General features: G+C 73.3%; 18 protein-coding genes. 10 read left to right on the forward strand and 8 right to left on the reverse strand.

Annotated features, from left to right (window positions below):
* Window positions 1–11: 11 nt before the first annotated feature.
* On the reverse strand, window positions 12–1553 hold the full coding sequence (locus tag FGW31_RS05565; protein ID WP_142192204.1) for an IucA/IucC family protein: 1542 nt from the start codon (window positions 1551–1553) through the stop codon (window positions 12–14).
* Between the two features lie 100 nt (window positions 1554–1653).
* Here FGW31_RS05565 and FGW31_RS05570 point away from each other — a divergent pair, with 100 nt between their 5' ends.
* From FGW31_RS05570 to FGW31_RS05580, 3 genes are read left to right on the forward strand one after another with little or no spacing between them, the layout of a single operon-like run.
* Window positions 1654–3171, forward strand: a complete 1518-nt coding sequence (locus FGW31_RS05570; protein ID WP_142192205.1) for an IucA/IucC family protein — start codon at window positions 1654–1656, stop codon at window positions 3169–3171.
* 45 nt (window positions 3172–3216) lie between these two features.
* Window positions 3217–4497 (forward strand): VWA domain-containing protein, encoded by a 1281-nt coding sequence (locus FGW31_RS05575; RefSeq protein WP_142192206.1) that lies wholly within the window; start codon window positions 3217–3219, stop codon window positions 4495–4497.
* On the forward strand, window positions 4497–5306 hold the full coding sequence (locus FGW31_RS05580) for a hypothetical protein (RefSeq protein ID WP_142192207.1): 810 nt from the start codon (window positions 4497–4499) through the stop codon (window positions 5304–5306). Before FGW31_RS05575 ends, FGW31_RS05580 begins: the two co-directional genes overlap by 1 nt.
* Window positions 5307–5348: 42 nt before the next feature.
* On the opposite strand, the gene FGW31_RS05585 is transcribed toward FGW31_RS05580, so the two are convergent.
* On the reverse strand, window positions 5349–5978 hold the full coding sequence (locus FGW31_RS05585; protein ID WP_142192208.1) for a winged helix-turn-helix transcriptional regulator: 630 nt from the start codon (window positions 5976–5978) through the stop codon (window positions 5349–5351).
* A gap of 81 nt (window positions 5979–6059) precedes the next feature.
* Between FGW31_RS05585 and FGW31_RS05590 the strand changes: the two genes are divergently transcribed.
* Window positions 6060–7268 (forward strand): pyridoxal phosphate-dependent aminotransferase, encoded by a 1209-nt coding sequence (locus FGW31_RS05590; protein ID WP_142192209.1) that lies wholly within the window; start codon window positions 6060–6062, stop codon window positions 7266–7268.
* 29 nt (window positions 7269–7297) lie between these two features.
* Here FGW31_RS05590 and FGW31_RS05595 read toward each other — a convergent pair whose 3' ends face one another.
* The 4 genes from FGW31_RS05595 to FGW31_RS05610 all read right to left on the reverse strand — a co-directional run bounded on the left by FGW31_RS05595 (window position 7298) and on the right by FGW31_RS05610 (window position 10544).
* Window positions 7298–8071: a hypothetical protein gene (locus tag FGW31_RS05595; RefSeq protein WP_142192210.1), complete on the reverse strand. Its 774-nt coding sequence runs from the start codon at window positions 8069–8071 to the stop codon at window positions 7298–7300.
* Window positions 8043–9284 (reverse strand): hypothetical protein, encoded by a 1242-nt coding sequence (locus FGW31_RS05600; RefSeq protein WP_142192211.1) that lies wholly within the window; start codon window positions 9282–9284, stop codon window positions 8043–8045. The genes FGW31_RS05595 and FGW31_RS05600 overlap by 29 nt, the downstream gene beginning before the upstream one ends.
* 174 nt (window positions 9285–9458) lie before the next feature.
* The gene (locus tag FGW31_RS05605; RefSeq protein WP_142192212.1) at window positions 9459–10160 is read right to left on the reverse strand and encodes a hypothetical protein; all 702 of its coding nucleotides are present in this window, start codon (window positions 10158–10160) and stop codon (window positions 9459–9461) included.
* A gap of 57 nt (window positions 10161–10217) precedes the next feature.
* A complete protein-coding gene (locus FGW31_RS05610) occupies window positions 10218–10544 on the reverse strand; it encodes a hypothetical protein (RefSeq protein WP_142192213.1) in 327 nt (108 codons plus the stop codon).
* 158 nt (window positions 10545–10702) lie between these two features.
* Between FGW31_RS05610 and FGW31_RS05615 the strand changes: the two genes are divergently transcribed.
* The 6 genes from FGW31_RS05615 (at window position 10703) to FGW31_RS05640 (ending at window position 18621) form a co-directional block, all read left to right on the forward strand.
* On the forward strand, window positions 10703–11593 hold the full coding sequence (locus FGW31_RS05615) for a serine/threonine-protein kinase (RefSeq protein WP_142192214.1): 891 nt from the start codon (window positions 10703–10705) through the stop codon (window positions 11591–11593).
* Between the two features lie 77 nt (window positions 11594–11670).
* Window positions 11671–15201 carry a serine/threonine-protein kinase gene (locus FGW31_RS05620; RefSeq protein ID WP_142192215.1) on the forward strand — a complete coding sequence of 1177 codons (3531 nt, stop codon included), beginning with the start codon at window positions 11671–11673 and terminating at the stop codon, window positions 15199–15201.
* Window positions 15202–15276: 75 nt separating this feature from the next.
* A complete protein-coding gene (locus FGW31_RS05625; protein WP_142192216.1) occupies window positions 15277–15906 on the forward strand; it encodes a hypothetical protein in 630 nt (209 codons plus the stop codon).
* Window positions 15907–16017: 111 nt separating this feature from the next.
* Window positions 16018–16440: an acyl-CoA thioesterase gene (locus tag FGW31_RS05630; RefSeq protein ID WP_142192217.1), complete on the forward strand. Its 423-nt coding sequence runs from the start codon at window positions 16018–16020 to the stop codon at window positions 16438–16440.
* A gap of 544 nt (window positions 16441–16984) precedes the next feature.
* Window positions 16985–17866 carry a lysozyme gene (locus tag FGW31_RS05635; RefSeq protein ID WP_142192218.1) on the forward strand — a complete coding sequence of 294 codons (882 nt, stop codon included), beginning with the start codon at window positions 16985–16987 and terminating at the stop codon, window positions 17864–17866.
* A gap of 92 nt (window positions 17867–17958) precedes the next feature.
* Window positions 17959–18621, forward strand: coding sequence for a peptidoglycan recognition protein family protein (locus tag FGW31_RS05640; RefSeq protein ID WP_142192219.1), 663 nt, complete (start codon window positions 17959–17961; stop codon window positions 18619–18621).
* Window positions 18622–18665: 44 nt separating this feature from the next.
* Here the strand turns inward: FGW31_RS05640 and FGW31_RS05645 are convergent, their stop codons facing one another.
* Both FGW31_RS05645 and FGW31_RS05650 read right to left on the reverse strand, forming a co-directional pair.
* A complete protein-coding gene (locus FGW31_RS05645; protein WP_142192220.1) occupies window positions 18666–20054 on the reverse strand; it encodes a nucleobase:cation symporter-2 family protein in 1389 nt (462 codons plus the stop codon).
* Window positions 20055–20308: 254 nt separating this feature from the next.
* Complete coding sequence (locus tag FGW31_RS05650) at window positions 20309–21688, reverse strand: 8-oxoguanine deaminase (RefSeq protein WP_142192221.1); 1380 nt, start codon at window positions 21686–21688, stop codon at window positions 20309–20311.
* Window positions 21689–21761: the final 73 nt, after the last annotated feature.

Consider the following 21761-nt stretch of genomic DNA (forward strand, 5'->3'; position numbering starts at 1 on the left):
GCCGTACGCGGTCAGTCGCCGGCCAGCGGATTGGGCAGCAGCAGGTAGCGGGCGTCGGCGCCGTCCGCGCCGGTCCAGCGCAGCAGGAGGTTGGTCTTGGCGGGGAGGGTCGGCGCGGTGAGCAGCGCGGTGCTCTCCGGGAGGTCGTGGCGGGCGAGTTCGCGGCGGAGCGCGGGCCACGGGTCGAGGCCCGGGTGGTGCTCGGCCAGGGCGGCGGCGATCTCGGTGAGGTGGTTGACGACGAGGCAGTACACCAGCCGTTCCCAGCCGGCCTCCCGGGACACCGCGGGCAGCGCCGTCCCGCGCGTCGCGTCCGCGAGGAGCTTCACGCCCTCCGCGTCCCGGAACAGCGCCTGTACGGGCATTCCGTCGGCGTCGACGGCGATCAGCGTGTTCTGCAGGTGGGCCTCCAGGACGACGCCGTGTCCGGCGAACGCCGTCAGGGCCGGTGGCACCACCCGCGCCAGGTACGCCCGCCACCAGTCCGCCGGACACGTGGTGCCGGCGAGCGGGTTGCCGTCGAAGCCCTCCGCCAGCGCCGCGGCCAGGAAGGGCGTCGCACCGGGCGCCAGGTGTCCGCGCAGGCCGTCGCGTACGACCACGGCCAGCTGCTCGTGGGCGAAGTCCGCGGTGCGGTGGCCCCGGTCGCTCAGCCAGGCCGCGTCGAGCCCGGCGAAGGCGTCGCGTGCGGCCGTGTCGGTCGCGCGCAGTCTTCGCAGGTCGTGGCGCCACAGGCGGCGGATGTCGTTGGTGATGCGCACGTCCAGGCTGAACTTCAGGAACAGGTCGGGGCCGGGCGCGTACACGGTGCGGATCGCCGCCGTGGGCCACGCCTCGAAGTCGGTGGTGCCCAGCCGGATCAGGCGCCCGTCGGCGAAGGCGGGCGCGAGGTCGCGGGCGGCGAGGTCCAGCTGCCAGGGGTGGGCGGGCAGCAGGCGGTAGCCGGGCGGTGCGGTGCCCAGCCGGTCCAGGGCGCCGGTGTCGCCCTCGTCGACGGCCGTGTCCGTCCGCACGCCGAGCAGCGCGAGCGGGAAACGGGCGTACGCCTCGGGCGCGTACGGCAGCCAGCCGGCCGCCGGGCCGCCGCCGCGTGCCTTGGGGGCCGGATGGTGGGTGTGGCCGGTGAGCAGGGACTGCTCGGAGCGCAGGTAGGGGTCGTCGGGCGGGGTGGCGCGGTCGCGGGCGGCGAGCAGCGCGGCCACCGCATCCCGGCTGTCGAGCATCTCGGCGGGCAGTTCGTGGTTGGACAGGCCGGTGTGCCGGCGCAGTTCCTCGGCGACGAGTTTCACCAGTTCGGTGTGGCCGACGCGGCGCCAGGCACCGGCCGTGTACACCTCGGGCGCGGTGGGGCGCCGGGTGCCGCGCACCCGCAGCAGCCGGTCCACACCCGCGAGGAGGTAGGTGCGGTGCGGGCCTCGGTCCGGAGCGGGCAGGGGCCGGGCGACCTCGCGCAGCAGGCAGTTGAGCAGCGGCACGGCCGCGTACGCGTCGGCACGCCCGGCGAGGTCTGCGCGGCGCGCCGCGTCGTCTGCGGGCGGGGGGATGAGGGTCACGCGTTCTGGTTCCCTACGGTCTGTCCGGGCGGAGACGATCAGTATGTCGCTCGTCGTCCGCCCCCACGTCCCACTCCGTGCGTACCCGAGGAGTCGTCCCGTGCACCGTCCCTCCACCGTCGAGGCCGAGATCGCCGACGAGCTGAGCGCCGTACGGCCCGGCCTCGTGCCCGGGTACACGGGCGCGCTGCCCGGCGCCCGGGCGGCCGTGCTGACCCGGCTGTGGCGCGGCCTGGCGCACGAGCCGCTGCCGTGGATCGCCCGCCGCGAGCACGGCCGTGACGAACTGACCCTGTGCCTGGCGGACGGGCGGCGGCTGCACGGCCCGCGGGCGGATCCGTATGCGACGGACGCGTACGTCACCGCCGTGCGGCTGGACGGGGTGGTGCACGACGATCCGGCCCGGCTGATGGCGGATCTCGGCGTGCCGCACGCGGACGCGTTCGCGGCGGAACTCGCGGGCGGTGTCGCGTCGTTGGCGTTGTCCCGGGCGGGCTCGGAGGGCGGCCCGGGCGCGTGGCCGGCGCGGGACTGGGAGTGGGAGCAGCGGGTGGTCGACGGGCATCCGTTCCATCCCGGCTGCCGCTCCCGACCGGGCTTCTCGGTGGCCGAGCAACTGGCCTACGGGCCCGAGCACCGGCCGGTGGTGGAGCTGCAACTGGTGCCGGTGCCGGCCGCGCAGTGCCTGGTGACGGGGGTGTGGCCGGGGTGGCTGCGGGAGGCGGGGCGGGTGGTGGTGCCGGTGCATCCCTGGCAGGCGGCGCACGTGCTGGAGCGGCGGGGCGGGCGGGCGGGTGAACAGCGGCTCGCCGCACATCCGTTGATGGCGCTGCGCACTCTGGCGCTGCCGGGCGGGCCGCACGTGAAGACGGCGCTGAGCACCCGGCTGACGTCGTCGGTGCGGGACATCTCGATCGGCTCGGTGGCCGCGTCGGCGGTGCTGTCGGACTTCGGTGCGGCGGTCGCGGCACGGACCGACGGGCTGCTGCACATCACCCGCACGCTGGGCGCGGTCGCGGCCGGTTCGCCGGATCTGGCGGCGGTGCTGCGCGAGTCGCCGGAGGTGTACGCGGCGGACGGGGAGCGGGTGGTGCCGGTGGCGGCGCTGGCCACGACCGGGCTGCCGCGTTCTCCCGACTGGTCGGCCCGGTTCGCCCGGCTCGCGCTGACGGTCGGGCTGCGGCTGCTGGAGCTGGGGGTGGCGCTGGAAGCGCACGGGCAGAACCTGCTGGTGGTGCTGTCGCCGGCCGGTGAGCCGGTACGGCTGGTCTACCGCGACCTGGCGGACCTGCGGGTCGGTCCGGCCCGGCTGGCCCGGCACGGCCTGGCCCTGCCGGAGCTGCCGGCGCGCATGGTCACGGACGACGAACGCGTCCTGCGGCGCAAGCTGTTCGGTTCGCTGGTCGCGGGTGCGCTGGCCGGGACGGCGGGGTCCGGGCCGGTGCTGCGGGCGGCCCTGGAGAGCGCCGTACGGGACCTGCCGCGCACCCCGGACCGGGCGGCGCTCGTCGACGGGCCGCTGCCCGCGAAGGCGCTGACGCTGATGCGGCTGTCGCCGCGGACGGCCGGCGACCAGTGGGCGGAACTGCCCAATCCGTTGCGGTTGCCGGCCATGTGACGGACCGTTTTGGAGCCCGACACGTCTGATCAATAGGATCCGCCGATGATCAGAAGAAAACGGCCGGTGGCAGGCGCCTGTGCCCTGCTCGCCGCCCTGACGGCCGGGATCGCCTTCCCGGCCGGGGCGGCCGCCGGTGAACCCACGAGCCAGGACGCGCCCAAGGTGAACCTCGTCCTCGACGTCAGCGGCTCGATGCGGGCCCGGGACATCGACGGCCGGTCCCGGATGGCGGCGGCGAAGCAGGCGTTCAACGAGGTGCTGGACGCGACGCCCGAGGAGGTGGAGCTGGGCATCCGGACCCTGGGCGCGGACTACGCGGGCGACGACCGCAAGGAGGGCTGCAAGGACACCGCGCAGCTCTACCCGGTCGGCCCGCTGGACCGCACGGAGGCCAAGACGGCGGTGGCCACGCTCGTCCCGACGGGCTGGACGCCGATCGGCCCCGCCCTGCTGGAGGCGGCCGACGACCTCGACGGCGGCGACGGCTCCAAGCGGATCGTGCTGATCAGCGACGGCGAGGACACCTGCGCCCCGCTCGACCCGTGCGAGGTGGCCCGGGAGATCGCGGCCAAGGGCATCGGCCTCACCATCGACACCCTGGGCCTGGTGCCGAACGTCAAGATGAGCCGGCAACTCAGCTGTATCGCGGAGGCGACCGGCGGCACCTACACCTCGGTCGAGCACCAGGACGAACTCACCGACCGGGTCAACGAGTTGGTGGACCGGGCGGCCGATCCGGTGGTGACGCCGGTGGCCACGCAGGGCGCGGACTCCTGCGACCGGGCGCCGGTGCTGACGTCCGGTCTCTACACCGACCGGGAGGAGTTCGGGCAGCAGCGCTGGTACCGGGTGGAGGTGCTGCCGGGGCAGGAGTTGCGCGCCTCGGTGAGCGTGGCCGCGGACCGGGCCGTGCGCCCGGACCACGGCGTGCTGCTGCGGGCCGTCACGGTGCACGGCCGTGAGACCGTGCGCGGCGAGGCGACCGGCAACGGCCGTACGGACGTGCTGTCCACCGGTCTGCGCCATCCCGAGCCCGAGCGGGACGACGCGGACGGCGACGGCGACAAGCCGGCCGCCGAGACCGTGTGCCTGGTGGTGACCAACTCGTTCTCGGCGGACACCGGAGTGAAGACCACGCCCGGTCTGCCGCTGGAGCTGACCGTCGACGTGGTGGAGGGGCCGGACGGCGCGAGTGACGTGGCGTCGTTCGGGCTGGGCCGGGGCTGGTGGCTGCTGGGCGCGCTGGTCGTCACCGGCTTCCTCGCCGGTCTCGTGTGGGGCTGGCTGTCACGCTGGCGGGTCGCCGTCTGGAGGACCAACTGATGCGCCTGGTACGTCTTGTGAGCGCCGCCCTGCTGCTGCTCGGGTCGGCCGCCGCTCCCGCCGCGGCCGACTCCTCCCCCTCCCCGAGCGCGTCCGAGGACGGCGGGGCTCCCACGCGCGCGGGCACCTCGTTCCGCACCGCGGCGGAGGTCGCGCAGGGGCGGACGGCCACGGCGCGCGCCTCCACCGGCGACTACCTGTACTGGTCGTTCCCGGCGGACGCCGGGCAGCGCCCCACCGTCCGGGCGTCGGTGAAGCTGCCGGAGAGCCACGCGGCGCAGACCTGGCAGATCGACGTGTACGACGGTCTGCGCCGCCGTCAGGCCTGCCAGTACGGCGCCCAGACCCGCACCGCCGGGCCGGACGCGGCCTCCGTGGAACTGGCGTGCGTGCTGCGCACGGTGCGCGGCTGGGCAGAGCCGTGGTCCGACGACCCGCTGCCGGGGACGTACTACGTCCGGCTCACGGCGCTGCGGGTGCCCACGGCCGACCTGGGCCAGGCGGTGGACGCCGAACTGCGGGTCGAGTCCAAGGACATGGGCGGCGCGGCCGCGGTGGACGGCGCGCTGTCGCAGCCGCTGGTGCCGGGCATCGCGGCCCGCGCCGGGACGGACGGCGCGGAGGACGACGACTCGCCCTCGGCCGTGCTGGCGGGTCTGGAGCCCGAGGACGGCTGGGCCTCCGGCTGGTGGTCCGACCGCTGGATATGGACGGCGGCGGGCGGCGCGCTGGCCGCGCTGGCGGGGGTCGCCGGGTACCGGCTGACCCGGGGGTCCGGGCGTCCGCCCGGGGTGCCGCCGAACGCGTGACGTCCCACCGGAAGGCCCGCCCCGTGCGGGCCTTCCGTCGTCTCACGGTTCGCGCAGGGTCTTGGCGAGCGTGCCGTCGCCGGCCACCCGTACGAGGCCGGCGCGCACGGCGTCGGCCAGGGTCAGCTCGCCGCGGCTGATCGCCGTACAGGTCGCGGTGTCCAGGGACAGCAGGGCGTCGGGCTCCCCTGGGGCGGGGCCGTCGCCGTACACCGGCCCGTCCCCGGCACCGGCGTGCAGATGGAACCTGCCCTCCTCCAGGCGGACTTCGACGAGGCCCGTCTCCCCGTCCAGGGCCCGCAGCAGGGGCAGCGCGAACCAGTGCGCCCGTACCGCGTCCGTGGGCCCCCGCTCCCCGAGTTCCGCCTCGCCCCAGGCGCCGAGGGCCTGGAGCACGGGCAGCAACGCCCGTCCGCGGGCGGTGAGTTCGTACACGTACGCCGCTCCGGGCGGGGGCAGCCGGCGCCGGGTGGCGAGGCCGTCGCGTTCCATGTCCTTCAGCCGGGAGGCCAGTACGTCCGTGCTGACGCCGGGCAGGTCCGCGTGCAGGTCGGTGTAGCGGCGCGGGCCGGCCAGCAGTTCGCGGACGATCAGCAGGGTCCAGCGGTCGCCGACGGCGTCGAGCGCACGCGCGGCGGAACAGTACTGGTCGTAGCTTCGGCGAGGTGACATGCGACGCAGTCTAGACATGTTGTTGGACTTTCCAAGCTCCTACTTGGTAAAACCAAGCAACACCAGAAACCGGAGGGGCGCATGGAGTTCCGGCAGTCGAGCAAGCTCAGCGAGGTCTGTTACGAGATCCGCGGTCCGGTCATCGAGCACGCCAACGCGCTGGAGGAGGCGGGCCACAGCGTGCTGCGCCTCAACACCGGCAACCCGGCCCTGTTCGGTTTCGAGGCGCCGGAAGAGATCCTCCAGGACATGATCCGGATGCTGCCGCAGGCGCACGGCTACACCGATTCGCGGGGGATCCTCTCCGCCCGCCGCGCGGTGGCCCAGCGCTACCAGACCCTGGGCCTGGAGGTGGACGTGGACGACGTCTTCCTCGGCAACGGCGTCTCCGAGCTGGTGTCGATGGCCGTACAGGCGCTGCTGGAGGACGGCGACGAAATCCTGATCCCGGCGCCCGACTTCCCCCTGTGGACGGCGGTGACCACCCTCGCCGGCGGCAAGGCGGTCCACTACCTGTGCGACGAACAGGCCGACTGGTACCCGGACCTGGACGACATGGCGTCGAAGATCACGGACCGCACCAAGGCCGTGGTCGTCATCAACCCCAACAACCCGACCGGCGCGGTGTACCCGAAGGAGATCGTCGAGGGCATCCTCGATCTCGCCCGCCGGCACGGCCTGATGGTCCTCGCCGACGAGATCTACGACCAGATCCTCTACGACGACGCCGTGCACCACTCGGCCGCCGCGCTCGCCCCCGACCTGGTGGTGCTGACCTTCTGCGGCCTGTCCAAGACCTACCGCGTGGCCGGGTTCCGCTCCGGCTGGCTGGTGGTCACCGGTCCGAAGCAGCACGCGAAGGACTACCTCGAGGGCCTGACCATGCTGGCCTCCATGCGGCTGTGCGCCAACGCGCCCGCCCAGTACGCCATCCAGGCGGCGCTCGGCGGCCGGCAGTCCATCCGCGAGCTGACCGCGCCGGGCGGGCGGCTGCGCGAACAGCGGGACATCGCCTGGGAGAAGCTGAACGAGATCCCCGGCGTGAGCTGCGTGAAGCCGAAGGGCGCGCTGTACGCGTTCCCGCGCATCGATCCGGCCGTGCACAGGATCCACGACGACGAGAAGTTCGTCCTGGACCTGCTCCTGCGGGAGAAGATCCAAGTGGTGCAGGGCACCGGCTTCAACTGGCCGTCCCCCGACCACTTCCGCATCCTCACCCTGCCGCACGCGGAGGACCTGGAGGCGGCGATCGGCCGGATCGGACGCTTCCTGAGCGGCTACCGGCAATAGACCCGGAAACCGTCGCCGGGGCGGGCGGGTCAGACGGGCGGCATCAGATCGCTCTCGCTGACGGTGTACGTCAGCGGGGGGTAGGTGAAGTCCGTTTCACGGTTCTCACGGCGCCGCAGCTGGTAGAACTCGCGGCTCTGCTCGTCGTCCGCCAAGGTCAGGCGCTCCCCCTGCGGGAGCCATGCGTCTCCGTCGCGGAACCGGACGACGGTCTTCGACGTTCGGAACGTGACACCCAGCCATGGGTTGTCCACCGCCCGGGCGGACGCGTCCAACACGATCTTGTGCCTGAGCCGCCGATTCGTGTCGACGGAGAACACGACGACACCGTGGTGGGTGAGAGGAATCTCGAACTTCTCACCACCATCGGACCCCTTCGATTCGAAGATCAGCTTCCTGGACGGGCCCGCTTCGGGATCGCGGTAGCAGGAGAAGACGGCGATGAACGACTCGTCGGCCAGATCGAGGGCCTGGTCGGAATGGCCGCCCATGGTCGTGTACGCGTTCGTGTAGCTCTCGATGAGGGCGTTGTTGAAGCCGGCCGAGAGCGCCGTACGCTCCTGGATCCGTCGCGCCAGCCGTTCGTGCACCGCCCGGAAACGCTGCGCCGGGCTGCCGTATCGAGTGGTGGTGCGGACCAGGGGCACACCACCCGCTTCGTCGGTCCTGGTGAGCACGGCCCCTCGCCGTCCCTTTCCCACGTCCTCCCAGCGAACCGACGCGGACAGTTCCGCGAAGAGATTCCCGTCGGCCGGCACGGCGCACGAGAGGATCTCATCCGCGATCGTGGACTCGGGGGGCACCGTAGTCTCCCTTGTTCATGCTGAAGCGAAATCCGTCGCCGTAATCGATGAAGCGCGAGGACCTGTTCTCCTCGGCGTACAGCCTGCGCAGCTCGTCCAAGCCGTCCGGTGTGGGTGGTTCCAGCTTCACCAGGCCGTCGGCCCGTGCGAGGAACGTGTGGCCGTCCTTGTGCACGGCTTCGGTGCTCGAACAGCGCACCACGTATCCCAGGCGGGTCGGGAGCAGCTCGGCGTCCAACGTCGAGGGCCGGATCTCGTGCGTGTACAGGCGGTTGGTGGACAGCGGCACGAAGAACACGGAACCGGCGTGGAGAGTCAGCGTGAACTGCGGCGGGAGCGCGACCGTGCCGCGTTCCCGGGTCGGCTCCTTGAGGCGGAAGTGGAGCCGGGTCAGCCCGCTGACGCCCTTCACACCGCGGTCGAAGGCGTCGTCGGCCAGGGGCTGCAGCCCGTCGAGCCGGTCATAGAAGGTGCAGAAGGCCATGATGCCGTTGACGGGCATGTCCTTGGTCTTGTCGGCATGGGCCGAGATTCTGGCCTTGGTCTGCTTGCGCTCGGCCGTGGCACGGGTGTTGTGGTAGATCTGCGCGAGCACGTGGTTCAGCGGTGCCTGGTTCCGGAAGACGGTGGCGGCCTCACGGTTCAGCGCCTCGACGATGCGCGTGTCGGTCGGACCGAATCCCTCGGTCGGCCCCGAGAGATTCGTGGAGCACCGGAGCAGGCGGAAATGCAGTGCGTCACCGTTCCGTGTGACCGGTGTGAGATAGATGCCGCTGCGATGGGCCGTTCCGGGCTTGGTGGACTCCGTCAGGGACTGGAACGCGTGCTCCGCACGGATCCGTCCGAAGTGATCGTCGCCGGGGTCGAAAAAACGGCGGTAGTACACGCCGACGCCGTGCACACGGAGCGGAACCCGGCCGAGGTCGACGAGGGTCCAGGCACCGGCGACGGCCTCGTGGTAACCGTGCGACAGCTCACGGAGGACGAACACCCGGGCAGCCGCCCGCAGTTGACCGATGTTGATCCCGGACACGTCACCACACAGGTAGACGGTCCGCCGCGCGAGGTCGGGCGAGCCGGAAGCCAGATCCTCCGGTGTGACGACGGACCCGAAGAAGTCCCTGATCGCGTCGTTGTCCTGCAACCCCGATGGCGCGACCAGGATGTTGTCCGCACCGTCGATCACGGCTTCTGCCGGGTCTGTCGTGCACATCAAGCGGTACCTGTCATTCGACGATCTCGCGGATCTCTCACACCTGCGGGCATGGAAACGGCCCGCACTCTTTCATCGCGTCGCGCAACGCGAACGAAAGGAGACGGACCGTCGAACCGTGATGATCTCACGGGGGTTCGACAGCGGGCAACGGGTTCTGCTGGACGGGCGCCGTCAGGCGGTGAGCGGATCCGTGTCGGGGTGGCCCGGTGCCTGCTGCCGTCCGGGGGACGAGACCCGTACCCCGATCTCCTCCCCCAGCGCCGTCACCGCACCCTCCAGGACGTCCGGGCCGACGATGTTGATCAGCAGCAGACCGAGCGCGTACGACTTCTGCGTGTCCGTCATCTCGCTCGCGGCCAGCGACTCCACGGCCGTCGCCAGGTCCTGCTGCTCCTGCTCGGGCAGGTTCTGCAGCAGGGCCAGGCAGAAGGCGGGGAGGGCGACGCGGGCCCGCTCGAACCGCACCCCGCGCATGATCCGGGTGACCTGCTGGGAGCGGTCCTTGGCACGCACCCGGTCCACACCGCGGTCGGCGACGCCCAGCAGCAGCGCGAGGATGAGGTTGGGGCCGACGCCGACCTCCTGGTCCCCGATGCGGACGTTGAACAGCGAGCTGCGGAACAGGGCCAGCGCGGCCAGTCCGGCGACCAGCACCTGGAGCGCCGCCGTCTGGTCCGGGGCGTTCGAACCGAACCGCCAGTCGAAGGCACGGATGATCCACAGGACCCCGACGCTCGCCGCCGTGTTGAGCAGGACGTAGAACCAGGCGCTGGCGACTCCGAGGAGGGCGGAGGGACGGTCGCGGTAGCGTGACATCAGCTCCGCCGTGCCCACCAGCGCCCCCAGTACGCCCGCCGCGACAAATCCCTGCACCTGGTGGCCTCCCGCCCTTCTCGCGTGCCCGAACCGGTCCCTGCACCGTCGTACGGACTACCGCGCCCCCTCGACGAACCGCCGTCCGGCGGCGGTGAGTTCCAGCGCCTCGTCGGCGCCCGCCGGGATCACCTCCACCAGTTCCAGGCGCCGGAGCACCTCCACCGCCTCGGCGATCTGCAGCGTGGTGAGCCCGAGTTCGGCACGCAGCTCGCCGACCGCCGTGCGCGACCGGCCGTCGAGGGCGTGCACCACCCGCGTCGCGTGGGGCGGCAGCGCGTCCGTGGAGCGGGCGTCCCCGGCCGGTGCCCGGCCGGACGGGAACTGACGGCTCGTCGCGTCGAGAAACGTACTGAACGGATCCACGGAGTGGTCCCTGGACATCCCGGTCCTCCCTGAAGCGACACAACCATCGCACCACATCACCCTGTTGGGCGGCTTTGCACGCAGACCGTCCCGGTTGGGGCGCGTCCGCCTACTATACGAGTGCGACATGGATCACAGGGTCCGTTCCGGTCCGCGCGAACACGGGGAGAGCGCCGATGGACACCCGAAACCGGACGCTGCTCATGGACCGCTGGGCGATCGGCCCGCGGCTGGGCCGGGGCGGGACGGGCACCGTCTACCGCGCCGTCGACCGGGCCACCGGCGCACGGTGCGCCGTGAAGGTCCTGCGCGGTGACGCCTCCTCGCACCCTGCGGGCGGGGATCCGCGCGTGCTGCGGGAGTTGCGTACGGCCGAAGCCCTCATCCACCCCCATGTGGTGCGCACCCATGCCTGCGGGTACGCGGACGGGCGGTACTTCCTGGTGATGGAGCTGTGCGAGGGCGGCAGCCTGGAGGAGCGGGTGCGGCGCGGCGGGCCGCTCGGCCCGGACGCGGCCGTCGCCCTGTTCCTCGACGTGCTGGACGGTCTGCACCACGCGCACACCGCGCCCCTGGAGGCCCTCGACGCCGAGGGCAGGCGGGTCCCGGTCACCGGCGTGGTCCACCGGGACATCAAGCCGCACAACCTGCTGCTGACGGGCGACCCGTCGGCGCCCCGCGTGAAGATCGCCGACTTCGGGCTGGCCAAGTCGTACGAACTGGCCGGGGCGAGCGGGCTGACCCGTACCGGCGCGTCGGCGGGGACACCGGCCTTCATGCCCCGGCAGCAGGTCGTCAACTTCAAGTACGCGCGGCCCGACGTGGACGTCTGGGCGGTCGCGGCGTCCCTGTACTACGTCCTGAGCGGCGGCTGCACCCCGCGGGACTTCCCACCGGGCCGCGACCCCTGGCTCACCGCCTGGCACGGCGCGCCCGTCCCGCTGTCCGAGCGGGCGCCGGACACGCCCGCGCGGCTGGCCCGCCTCGTCGACGACGCCCTGACCGACACTCCGCACATCCGCTTCGCCACCGCCGCCGCCCTCCGGTCGGCGCTGGCCGCGCTGTAGTCCCACCACGGCAGTCCCGCCACCGCGGCGCCACCCGGCCGCCTCCCCCACCTGCCTCTCGCGGAAGGACCCGTCTCATGCCGGCAGACAGCTCACGCTCCTGGCCGTCGTCCGGACGGCACACCCCGGCGGGTGGCGACAGCGGCTGGCGCGCCGGAGCCACGGTGCTGGGCGAGTTCGTCGTCGAACGGGCCCTGGGCAGCGGCGGTTTCGGCACGGTCGTGCTGGCGGTGAGCCGGCGCACCGGGAACCGGTACGCGGTCAAACGGGTGCACCGCGCCGACCCGGTGGAGCAGGGCCGGTTCCTGACCGAGGCGCAGCGCTGGATCGGCCTGCCGCCGCACCCCCACATCACTCCCTGCCACTTCACCCGGACCGTGGGCGACCAGCTGGCGGTGTTCAGCGAGTTCGTCGCCGGAGGGTCCCTGGCGGACTGGATCGCCGACGGCCGCCTGTACGCGGGCGGCCCGCGCGAGGTGCTGCGCACCGTGCTGCGCATCGCCGTGGAGGCCGCCTGGGGACTGGACGCCGCGCACGCCCACGGCCTGCTGCACCTCGACACCAAACCCGGCAACGTGCTGCTCACCGAGGACGGCGGCGCGCGCATCACCGACTTCGGACTGGCGACGGGCGGCGAACGGGACGTCAAGGACGCCATCGGCACGGAGTTCGTGCTGGACCTGCTGACCCGGGAGGGCGACGGCATCGACGCCGAGACGAGCCAGGTGCTCAGGACCGTGCTGCGGCAGACGCTGGCGGAGGCACGTGCCGCGCAGGCGCCGCCGCCGACCGCGGTCGCCGAGGGCATCACCCCCGGCTACACCTCTCCCGAACAGGCCGAGGGACGTCCGCTGGGCCGGCCCGCCGACCTGTGGAGCTGGGCCGTCACCGTGCTGGAGATGTTCACCGGCGGCCGCACCTGGCCGTCGGGAACGCTCGCCGGTCCCGCGCTGGAGGCGTTCCTCCAGGCGCAGGCCGGTGGTGCGGCCGGACCGGTCGCCATGCCCGACGGGGTGGCCGCGCTGCTGCGGGCCTGCTTCCGCAACGATCCGCGGGAGCGCCCGGAGTCGCTGCGGGACGCGGCGGACAGCCTGGTGCGGACCGCCGTGCGGGAGTGCGGGATCCCACTGCCCGGGGACCCGCCGCCCGCCCTGCCCCGGCCCTCCCTGAAGGGCGGCTTCGAACGCCGGATGCCCGGCGGCTCCGCCTGGCAGGACCCGAGGGAACTGCTCGGTGCCGCCTACGGTGCCGCCGGCCTGGACCCCGGGGAGTCCGTGCGGTTCTGGCCGAGCGGGCACGGCAGCCGCGCCTCGCAGGCCATGGAGGACCTCCGCGCGCTCACCGAGGCGCTACGGGTCCTCGACACCCTGCCCGACCCCGATGTACCGGTGCGGCTGTTGCGGGCGCGGGCGACCGCCGAGTCGGGCCGGGTACGGCACAGCCTCGGCGACCTGCCCGGAGCCGTCGACGCGTACCGGTCGAGCGCCCGGGCGCTGGAGGACCTCGTCGGCCTGGAGGGACCGGACGCGGAGTACGCCCTCAGCCTGCGGCTCTCGGTGCTGCACTCGCTCGCCATCGTCCTGCGGCTGTCGGGGGCGGCCGGTGAGTCGAGGGCGATCTGCGACCGGGTCACCGAGGCGTCCGCCGCGCTCCCGGATCCGGTGGAGGCCGCCCGGGTCCGCGGCATGGCGCTCGGCACGAAGGCGAACGCCGTCGACGACCCGCACGAGCGGATCGCGCTGATCGACCGGTCCGTCGAGGCCCTGACGGCCGCCGGTGACGACGAGGCCCTGGCCGTGGCACTGGCCGGGCGGGCCGGGGCGCTGGAGGAGGCGGGACGGCCGGACGAGGCGGCCGCGGTGTGGGAGCGGGCCGAGGCGATGTTCGAAGCCGCCGCCGCGCCGGGCCGTACGGACCTGGACGCCGTACGGGCCATGCTGCGCCTCAACCGGGCGATCACCGCGGACGGCGCCCGGGAATCGGCCCGGTACGCCCGCGAGGCGATCGAGCTGTACGAGCCGCTGGTGCGGGAGAGCGGCCGGCACGAGGTGGCCGGGGACCTGGGCCACGCCCTGCTGCTGTCCGGCCTGGGGCACGAGCGTTCCGGACATCCGCAGGAGGCGCTCGCCGCGTACCGGTCGGCCCGCTCGGTGCTGGAGGACGCGGTGCTGCGGGACGGCCGGCTGGAGTACACCCGGTTCCTGGCACAGGCCCACGACCACGAGGCGACCCTGGTGCGGGAACTGGAGGACCCGGCCGCCGCCGTGGCCCTCGCCCGGCGGGCCGTCGACGTGTGGGACCGGCTCAGCGTCACGGACGGCCGCAGCGCCTGGGCCGTCGAACGGGCCGACGCCCGGCACAAGCTCGGCGACGCGCTCATCGACGCCGGCGACATGGACGCCGCCGCACGGGAGCTGGACGAGGCCGAGCGGGTGCTGGGGACGGCTCCCGGGCCGTCCTCGGGCGCCCGGCTGGTCGCCACGCTGATCCGCAACGGGCGGGCGGTGCTCCACCGCAGGTCCGGACGGACCGAGGCCGCCTGCCGCGAGGCCCGGGCGGCGCTGGAGGCGCTCGGCGCGCCCGGCACCCCGCAGGAGGAGCAGGTCCGGGTGCAGTGCCTGCAGACCCTCAACGCCTCGCTCGGCAACCTGGGACGGCACGAGGAGGCGCTGGCGGTCGTCGACGACATCACCGCGGCGGTGGAGTCGCTGTTCGCGCGCGGTGAGACGTCACTGCGCGATGTCGCGGACGCCCGCCAGCGCCGGGCCAACGCCCTGCTGCAGCTCGGCTGCGCGGAGGAGGCGCGGGAGCCGGCGCGCCGGGCGCTGCGGGACTACCGCACTCTGATCGACGCGGGGCGTGGCGACCTGGTGAGCGAGGCGGCCCGGCTGCGCGGCGCCCTGTCCGTCGCACTCCAGCGGTCCGGCGACCTCGACGGCGCGGCCCGGGAGCTGGAGGCGATGCGCCGGCACTTCGCCGAGCGGACCACGTACCCGTGGCAGCGGCTGCTCCCGGCGCACGCGGTGAGCACGGCGGCCTCCCTGGGTGCCGATCCCAACGCGCTGCTGCTCCAGGGCCTGGACCACCGGATCGCCGACCTGGCGAAGGTACGGACGGTGAGGCCGCGGAACCTGGAACGGCTGCTCGCCGATCTCGTCCGGGAGCGGGACCGGCTGGTGTCGGACTCGATGGCGTTCATGGAGCCGGCCCAGGTGTCGCAGGCCCTGGAGGACCTGTGCGGCAGCCTGCTCTGGCTGGCGGAGAGGCACCCCGGGGACCCGGTGTACGAGGCGGGCATGACGACGGGGCTGCTGTCCGGCATCACCGCGATGCGCTGCGGACGCAGCGGCGCGGCCGACCGCGGGTTCCGGCTGGCGATCGACCACGGGCGCGTCCTGGTACGGGACCGGGGCCGGCGGAACCACCTGGAGCAGTGGGTCAACGCGCATATGGCGCTGGCGTCCTGGCAGGTCTTCCGGGGTGACGAGGCCGGGGCCGCGCGGACGGTCCGTGAACTGGACGGCCGGCTCGCCGCCGTCGTCCCGGCCCAGGCCGCGGCCTGGTCGGCGCGCGCCCGCCGCACCCTGGCCTCGTTCCGGCGGCCGTAGCGGGTGCCCGACCCCGCTGTCGGTGCCGCGGCGTACTGTGCGCGCAAGGGAGAAGGCCGGGGAGAGGAGCGGGGTGTGAGCCGACCGCCGACCGCCGCGCAGCGGCGGGTCATCGAGGACGCCGATCCCGTGACCGGGCGGCTGAAGGGCACGCCGGCGCTGCTCTCGGCGCTGGTGAAGCGCGGGCTGGCCTTCCGTCATCCGCGGCCGCCGCACGACCACTTCCTGACGCCGGCCGGTCACCGGATACGGGAAGGGCGGGCGGAACCGGCGCCGGAGGCGGTGCGGGCGCCGGACGCGGCCGGGGTGTTCGCCGCGCGGGTCGGCGGGGAGGACGCGCCCGCCGCGGGGCCCGCCCGGCTGCGGGAGGTGCGCGGTGCCTGGCAGGGGCTGCTGGAGCTGCGCCGGATGACCAACTCCGACGGTGCCACGGACCGGCCGTGCGGCTGGGAGCGCGCGCATCTGGTGCAGGCCGCCGCGCTCGCCCTGGAGGCCGCCGGGCACCGGCCGGCCGGCCCGGACGCCGGGAGCGGCTACCGGGTGCGGGAGACTCCGCAGCCGGAGGCCGTCGCCGTCCACGAGCCGGACGCCGAGGCGCTGCGCGCCTGCGCGGTGACGCTGGAGCGGGCCGGGTGGCAGGTCGGTGAGCACACGGAGCCGCGCACCCGGGCGCGCCATCTCCTGGCGTCTCCGCGACGGGTGTGAGCGGGGCGTGCCAGGATCGGTGTGCTGGACGACCGATCGAGCGGGACGACGGGTCGAGCCGGACGACGGAGGGAGCCGGACGACGCGTCGCGCCGGCGTGAAGGGGACGCAGTGAGCGAGCCGTTTTCCGTCCGTGTGACCGTGCGCGGATACGAGACCGATGTGCAGGGCCACCTCAACCAGGCCGTTTACCTCAACTACGCGGAGCACGCGCGCTGGTCCCTGCTCCAGGAGGCGGGGATCACCCAGTCCGGCCTCCTCGCGCAGGGCGTGGGACCGGTCGCCCTGGAGACGACCGTCCGCTACCGGCGGGAGCTGCTGGCCGGTGACGAGGTCGACGTGAGCTGCGCGTTCACCTGGCGCGGCGGCAAGATCTTCGACATCGCGCAGACCGTCACCAGGGCCGACGGCACGGTGGCGGCCGAGATCACGGCGGTGGGCGGTCTGCTCGACCTCGCGCAGCGCAAGCTCGTGCCGAACCCGCAGGAGGTCTTCCGGGACCTGGCGAAGGACCCGGGACTGCTCGGCCTGTAGCACGGCCACGCGTCGGTGCGGCTCCGCCTCGCCCCGGGGCCGGCACCGTGACGTCCCTGCCGATCCGGCCGGTCGGCCCGCGTCACGTCGTTCGCGGCGGTCCGTGCGCCGGCCTCTCGACCGGCCCCGGCTCCGGGGCGGGGCCGGCCCGGTGAACCGGCCGCCCGGGGCCGCGCCGGCCGCGGGCGCGCCGCGCGGGTCAGAGAACCGAACTCGCCGCGTACGCCCGGCTTTTCGGCCTGGACGGGGAGGTGTTCCCGGGCCGTGCGGACAGGCGTCCGGGAGGGCGGAACCCTCAGGGCCGGCTGCGGCGGTGCGGGCCGGTCCAGCTTTCACGCGGTGAAAGTTTCCGTCGTACGGGCCCAACTTTCCAGGCCATCCGCTCCTGCAGTGGACCAGACCACCAGAGAGACCCGGTAACCCTTTACACGCGTAGATCTACGTGCGTAACTAATGACGCGCGCACGTCAAAAAGCAGGAACTGCCAGGTGGCAGCGGCCGACGTCACGTCCTTCTCTCATCCCCACAGTGTCAGGAGGCAGTCATGTTCTCTCTCCCCACCCGCCGGACCGGCACCCGCAGACAGGTGGCCACGGCGCTCGGCGTCCTCGGCGCCGCACTCGCGCTGACGGCCACCACCGCGGGCGGCGCGACCGCCGCCCCGCAGCCCGACCGGGACCGCGCCAAGGTCCAGCCCGGCGAAGCGTACATGGGTGTGGGTGCCCGCATCCACGAGGGCGCCCCGGCGGACGAACCGTCGATGGGCATCATGGCCCCGACCGACGGCGTCCAGGGCATCGACGTCTCGCACTGGCAGGGCGCCATCAACTGGACGTCGGTGCGCAACGCGGGCATCCAGTTCGCCTGGATCAAGGCAACCGAGGGCACCACCTACAAGGACGACCGCTTCAACAGCAACTACACGAACGCCTACCACGCGGGCGTCATCCGCGGCGCGTACCACTTCGCGCGCCCCAACGTCTCCAACGGTGCCACCCAGGCGAACTTCTTCGCCTCCAGCGGCGGCGCCTGGTCCCGCGACAACCTGACCCTGCCGGGCGTCCTCGACATCGAGCACAACCCCTACGGGGCGATGTGCTACGGCCTGTCCACCACGGCCATGCGCACCTGGATCACCGACTTCTACAACACGTACAAGGCGCGCACCTCGCGCGACGTGGTGATCTACACGACGGCCAGCTGGTGGAACACCTGCACCGGCAACTGGACCGGCATGGGCGGCAAGAGCCCGCTGTGGGCCGCGCACTGGGGTGCCTCCTCGCCGACGATCCCGGCCGGCTTCCCCACCTGGACGGTGTGGCAGTACACCGCCACCGGTTCGGTCAGCGGCGTCTCCGGCAACGTGGACCGCAACCAGTTCAACGGCTCCCGCGACCGGCTCCTGGCGCTCGCCAACAACACGTGACGTCGTAGGCAGTACGCGATCACCCGGCGGAGCCGGCGGCCGCCCGCCGCCGGCTCCCCCGTCTCCCCCACCCTCCCTCTCCCCCCACAGGAGTGATCGTGCGTCCCGAAAACGCCATCCGGCGCCGCCTGTTGATCGCCGGCGCGGCCGGCCTGGCCGCCGCCGGCGCCCTGCCGGGCAGCGCGTTCGCCGGCACCGCCGCCGTCGAGCCGGACATCGACTCCACCTCGGCCTGGGGCGCCCGGTCCCCGAAAGGGACCATCAGCGTCCTGCAGTACCGGCCCAGCAAGATCGTCGTCCATCACACGGTGAGCGCCAACACCTCCGACTACTCCCGCGCCCAGGCCCACTCCCACGCCCACTGGGTGCAGGACCTGCACATGGACAAGAACGGCTGGGTCGACACCGGCTACAACTTCCTGGTCAGCCGGGGCGGCTGGATCACCGAGGGCCGGCACGGCAGCCTCCAGGCGCTCACCGGCGGGCGGAACTTCGTCCTCGGCGCGCACACCTCCGGGCAGAACACCTCGGCCATCGGGATCGCGTGCGAGGGCGCCTACCACGACGGCGCGGTACCGCCCACCCCCCAGTGGGACGTCCTGGTGACCCTGTGCGCGTACGTGTGCGCCCGCTACGGCATTCCCGCCACGCAGATCTTCGGCCACAAGGACTACGGCGACACCCTCTGCCCGGGCATCTACCACGACCGTCTGCCCCGCCTGCGCGAGGAGGTGGCGGTGGCCCGGTCGGCCTGACGGCCGCCGCCCGGCGGTCCGGGCGACGGCGTCCCGGCCGCGCCTCAGGGCGTGGCCGGGGCCTTCGCGGATCCGGAGATCTCCTCGCCGGCCTCCATCGGGTGGGTGACGTCGGCGGCCTCGCGGCCGCCGTTGCCGAGGTGGTTGAAGACGAGGTTCAGCAGGACCGCCACCACGCAGCCGGTGGAGATGCCGGAGTCCAGGACGATCCGCGCCGTCTCCGGGAAGGAGTGGTAGAACTCCGGTGCGCTGATCGGGATGATGCCGACGGCCAGCGACACGGCGACGATCAGGACGTTGTTGTCCTTCTCCAGCCCGGCCCTGACCAGGGTCTGGATGCCGCTGGCCGCGACGGACCCGAACAGCACCACGCCCGCGCCGCCGAGCACCGGACGGGGGACGACGGCGATCAGCGAGGCCGCCATCGGGCACAGGCCCATCAGGACGAGGAAGCCGCCGCCGGTGGCGACGACGTACCGGCTGCGGATCCGCGTCATCGCGACCAGGCCGATGTTCTGCGCGAACGCGCTGCACATGAAGCCGTTGAACAGCGGGCTGAGGGCGGAGCCAAGGGTGTCGGCGCGCAGGCCGGCGGCGATGGTCCTCTCGTCCGCCGGGCGGTCGACGATCTCGCCGAGCGCCAGCATGTCGGCGGTGGACTCGGTCATCGAGACCACCATCACCACGCACAGCGAGATGATCGCGGCGAGCTGGAACTGCGGGGCGCCGAAGTGGAACGGCGTCGGGAAGCCGACGATGTCCGCCTCGGCGACCGGCGAGAAGTCGGTGACGCCGAACGGGACGGCGAGCAGCGTGCCGCCGACGAGTCCGAGCAGGACGGCTATCTGCTTGACGAAGCCGCGGGTGAAGCGGCGCAGCAGCAGCACCATCACCAGGGTGGCGGCGGCCAGGCCGAGGTTGGTGGCCGAGCCGAAGTCGTCCGCCGCGGGGCTCGCGCCCTGGGCCCAGCCGAAGGCGACCGGCAGCAGTGAGACGCCGATGAGGGTGATCACGGTGCCGGTGACGACCGGCGGGAAGAAGCGCACGGCCTTGCTGAAGAACGGCGCGGCGAGGAAGCCGAGGAGGCCGGCGACGATGACGGCGCCGAAGATGATCGGCAGTGCGTCGTCCTTGTCGTCGGTGGAGGCGACGATCGCGGTCATCGGGGCGACACCGGCGAAGGTGACGCCGTTGACGAACGGCAGCCGGGCGCCGATCTTCCAGATGCCGAGGGTCTGCAGGAAGGTGGCGAGGCCCGCGGTGAACAGGCAGGCGCCGGTGAGGAAGGTCAGTTCGGTGCCGGTGAGACCAATGGCCGCGCCGACGATCAGGGGTGGGGCGACGACGCCCGCGTACATGGCGGCCACGTGCTGCAGGCCGGTCGTCGCCATCTTCAGCGCGGGGAGTTTCTCGTCAACGGGGTGGTCGGCCACTGCGGCTCTCCTCCGGTCGGGTACACGGCGGCGCGACACGGCCGTCGTGGGTGTCAAGGAGGTGGTGCGGGTGGGCATGCGGGTACCTCCCGCTCGAGCGAAGCCGAGAGTGGGGGAGGGACCGGGGCGGACGGGTGGACCGTCTCCGGGGCGCGCGTGGACGCGCGCCCCGGAGACGGCCGCCGTGGAACCCCTCGCGGGGTCCACGGTCACCGGCCGGGAGCCGTCCCTCCCGGCCGGAGACTTCGGGGTGCTCAGTCCCGGCCGGCGATCCGGGCGAGCCGCTGTGCCTCGGCCCGGGCCGAGCGGGCGATCTCGTCCTCGTCGGCGGTGAGCAGCCGGCCGTTCTCCACGATCTGCCGGCCGTTGACGAAGGAGGCGGTGACCGGCGCGGCGGCGCCGAGGACCAGCGCGGCGACCGGGTCGGCGATGGAGGAGTGGGCGAGGGTGTCCATCCGCCACAGCACCAGGTCGGCGAGCTTGCCGGGCTCCAGGGAGCCGATCTCGTCGGCGCGGCCCAGCACTCGGGCACCGCCGTAGGTGCCGAGCCGCAGGGCCTGCCGGGCGTTCAGGGCGGCCTCGCGGTGGGCGCCCAGACGGTTGACGAGCAGGGCGTTGCGCAGTTCGGTGTGCAGTTCGCCGGACTCGTTGGAGGCGGTGCCGTCCACGCCGAGGCCGACCGGGACACCCGCCGCGAGGAGGTCGGGGACGCGGGCGATGCCGGCCGCGAGGCGCGCGTTGGAGGAGGGGCAGTGGGCGACGCCGGTCCGGGTGCGGGCGAAGGCGGCGATGTCGGAGTCGTTCATGTGGACGCAGTGCGCCATCCACACGTCCTCGCCGAGCCAGCCGGTGGACTCGAAGTAGTCGGTGGGCCCCATGCCGAACAGTTCGTGGCAGAACTTCTCCTCCTCCACGGTCTCCGAGCCGTGGGTGTGCAGGCGCACCCCGAGCCGGCGGGCCAGTTCCGCGCCCCGGCGGAGCAGTTCGGTGGAGACGGAGAACGGGGAGCAGGGGGCGACGGCGACCTGGGTCATGGCGTCGGAGGAGGGGTCGTGGTGCGTGCGCACCGTCTCCTCGGTGGCGGCGAGCGCGTCCTCCAGGGTCTCCACGGCGAAGTCCGGGGGCAGGCCGCCGTCCTTCTCGCTGCGGTCCATGGAGCCGCGGGCGAGGGTGAAGCGGACGCCCATGTCGCGGGCGGCGCCGATGATCGCGCCGGACAGGTCGCCGGAGCCGTGCGGGAAGACGTAGTGGTGGTCCATGGCGGTGGTGACGCCGCCGCGGGCCATCATCGCGAGCGAGCCCCGGGCCGCCGCCCGCACCATCGGCTCGTCGATGCGCGCCCAGGTCGGGTAGAGGGCGACGAGCCAGTCGAAGAGGTTGTGGTCGGTGGCCAGGCCCCGGGTGATCCACTGGTAGAAGTGGTGGTGGGTGTTGACCAGTCCGGGCGTCGCCAGGTGTCCGGCGGCGTCGATGCGGCGGGCGACGTTCTCCAGGCCGTCGGGGGCCGGGCCCGCGCCGAGCGACTCGATGCGGTTGCCGGCGAGGACGAGGTGGCCGGAGGCGTACTCGGTGTCCTCGGCGTCGACGGTCGCGATGGCGCAGTTGTCGATGACGATGCGCTGGGCTGCTGCCATGGTGCGTCCTTTTCGCTTTCGTGGAGAGGGCACGGCAGGACCCCGGGGGTTTTGAGTGCCGTGGCCGGGGAGA

The sequence above is a fragment of the Streptomyces calvus genome (assembly GCF_006782915.1).
GTDB lineage: Bacteria > Actinomycetota > Actinomycetes > Streptomycetales > Streptomycetaceae > Streptomyces > Streptomyces calvus.

Coding starts and splice junctions, on each gene's coding strand:
- FGW31_RS05575 (WP_142192206.1), top strand. CDS start 3,217: ATGATCAGAAGAAAACGGCCGGTGGCAGGCGCCTGTGCCCTGCTCGCC.
- FGW31_RS05580 (WP_142192207.1), top strand. CDS start 4,497: ATGCGCCTGGTACGTCTTGTGAGCGCCGCCCTGCTGCTGCTCGGGTCG.
- FGW31_RS05585 (WP_142192208.1), bottom strand. CDS start 5,978: ATGTCACCTCGCCGAAGCTACGACCAGTACTGTTCCGCCGCGCGTGCG.
- FGW31_RS05590 (WP_142192209.1), top strand. CDS start 6,060: ATGGAGTTCCGGCAGTCGAGCAAGCTCAGCGAGGTCTGTTACGAGATC.
- FGW31_RS05600 (WP_142192211.1), bottom strand. CDS start 9,284: ATGTGCACGACAGACCCGGCAGAAGCCGTGATCGACGGTGCGGACAAC.
- FGW31_RS05610 (WP_142192213.1), bottom strand. CDS start 10,544: ATGTCCAGGGACCACTCCGTGGATCCGTTCAGTACGTTTCTCGACGCG.
- FGW31_RS05615 (WP_142192214.1), top strand. CDS start 10,703: ATGGACACCCGAAACCGGACGCTGCTCATGGACCGCTGGGCGATCGGC.
- FGW31_RS05620 (WP_142192215.1), top strand. CDS start 11,671: ATGCCGGCAGACAGCTCACGCTCCTGGCCGTCGTCCGGACGGCACACC.
- FGW31_RS05635 (WP_142192218.1), top strand. CDS start 16,985: ATGTTCTCTCTCCCCACCCGCCGGACCGGCACCCGCAGACAGGTGGCC.
- FGW31_RS05650 (WP_142192221.1), bottom strand. CDS start 21,688: ATGGCAGCAGCCCAGCGCATCGTCATCGACAACTGCGCCATCGCGACC.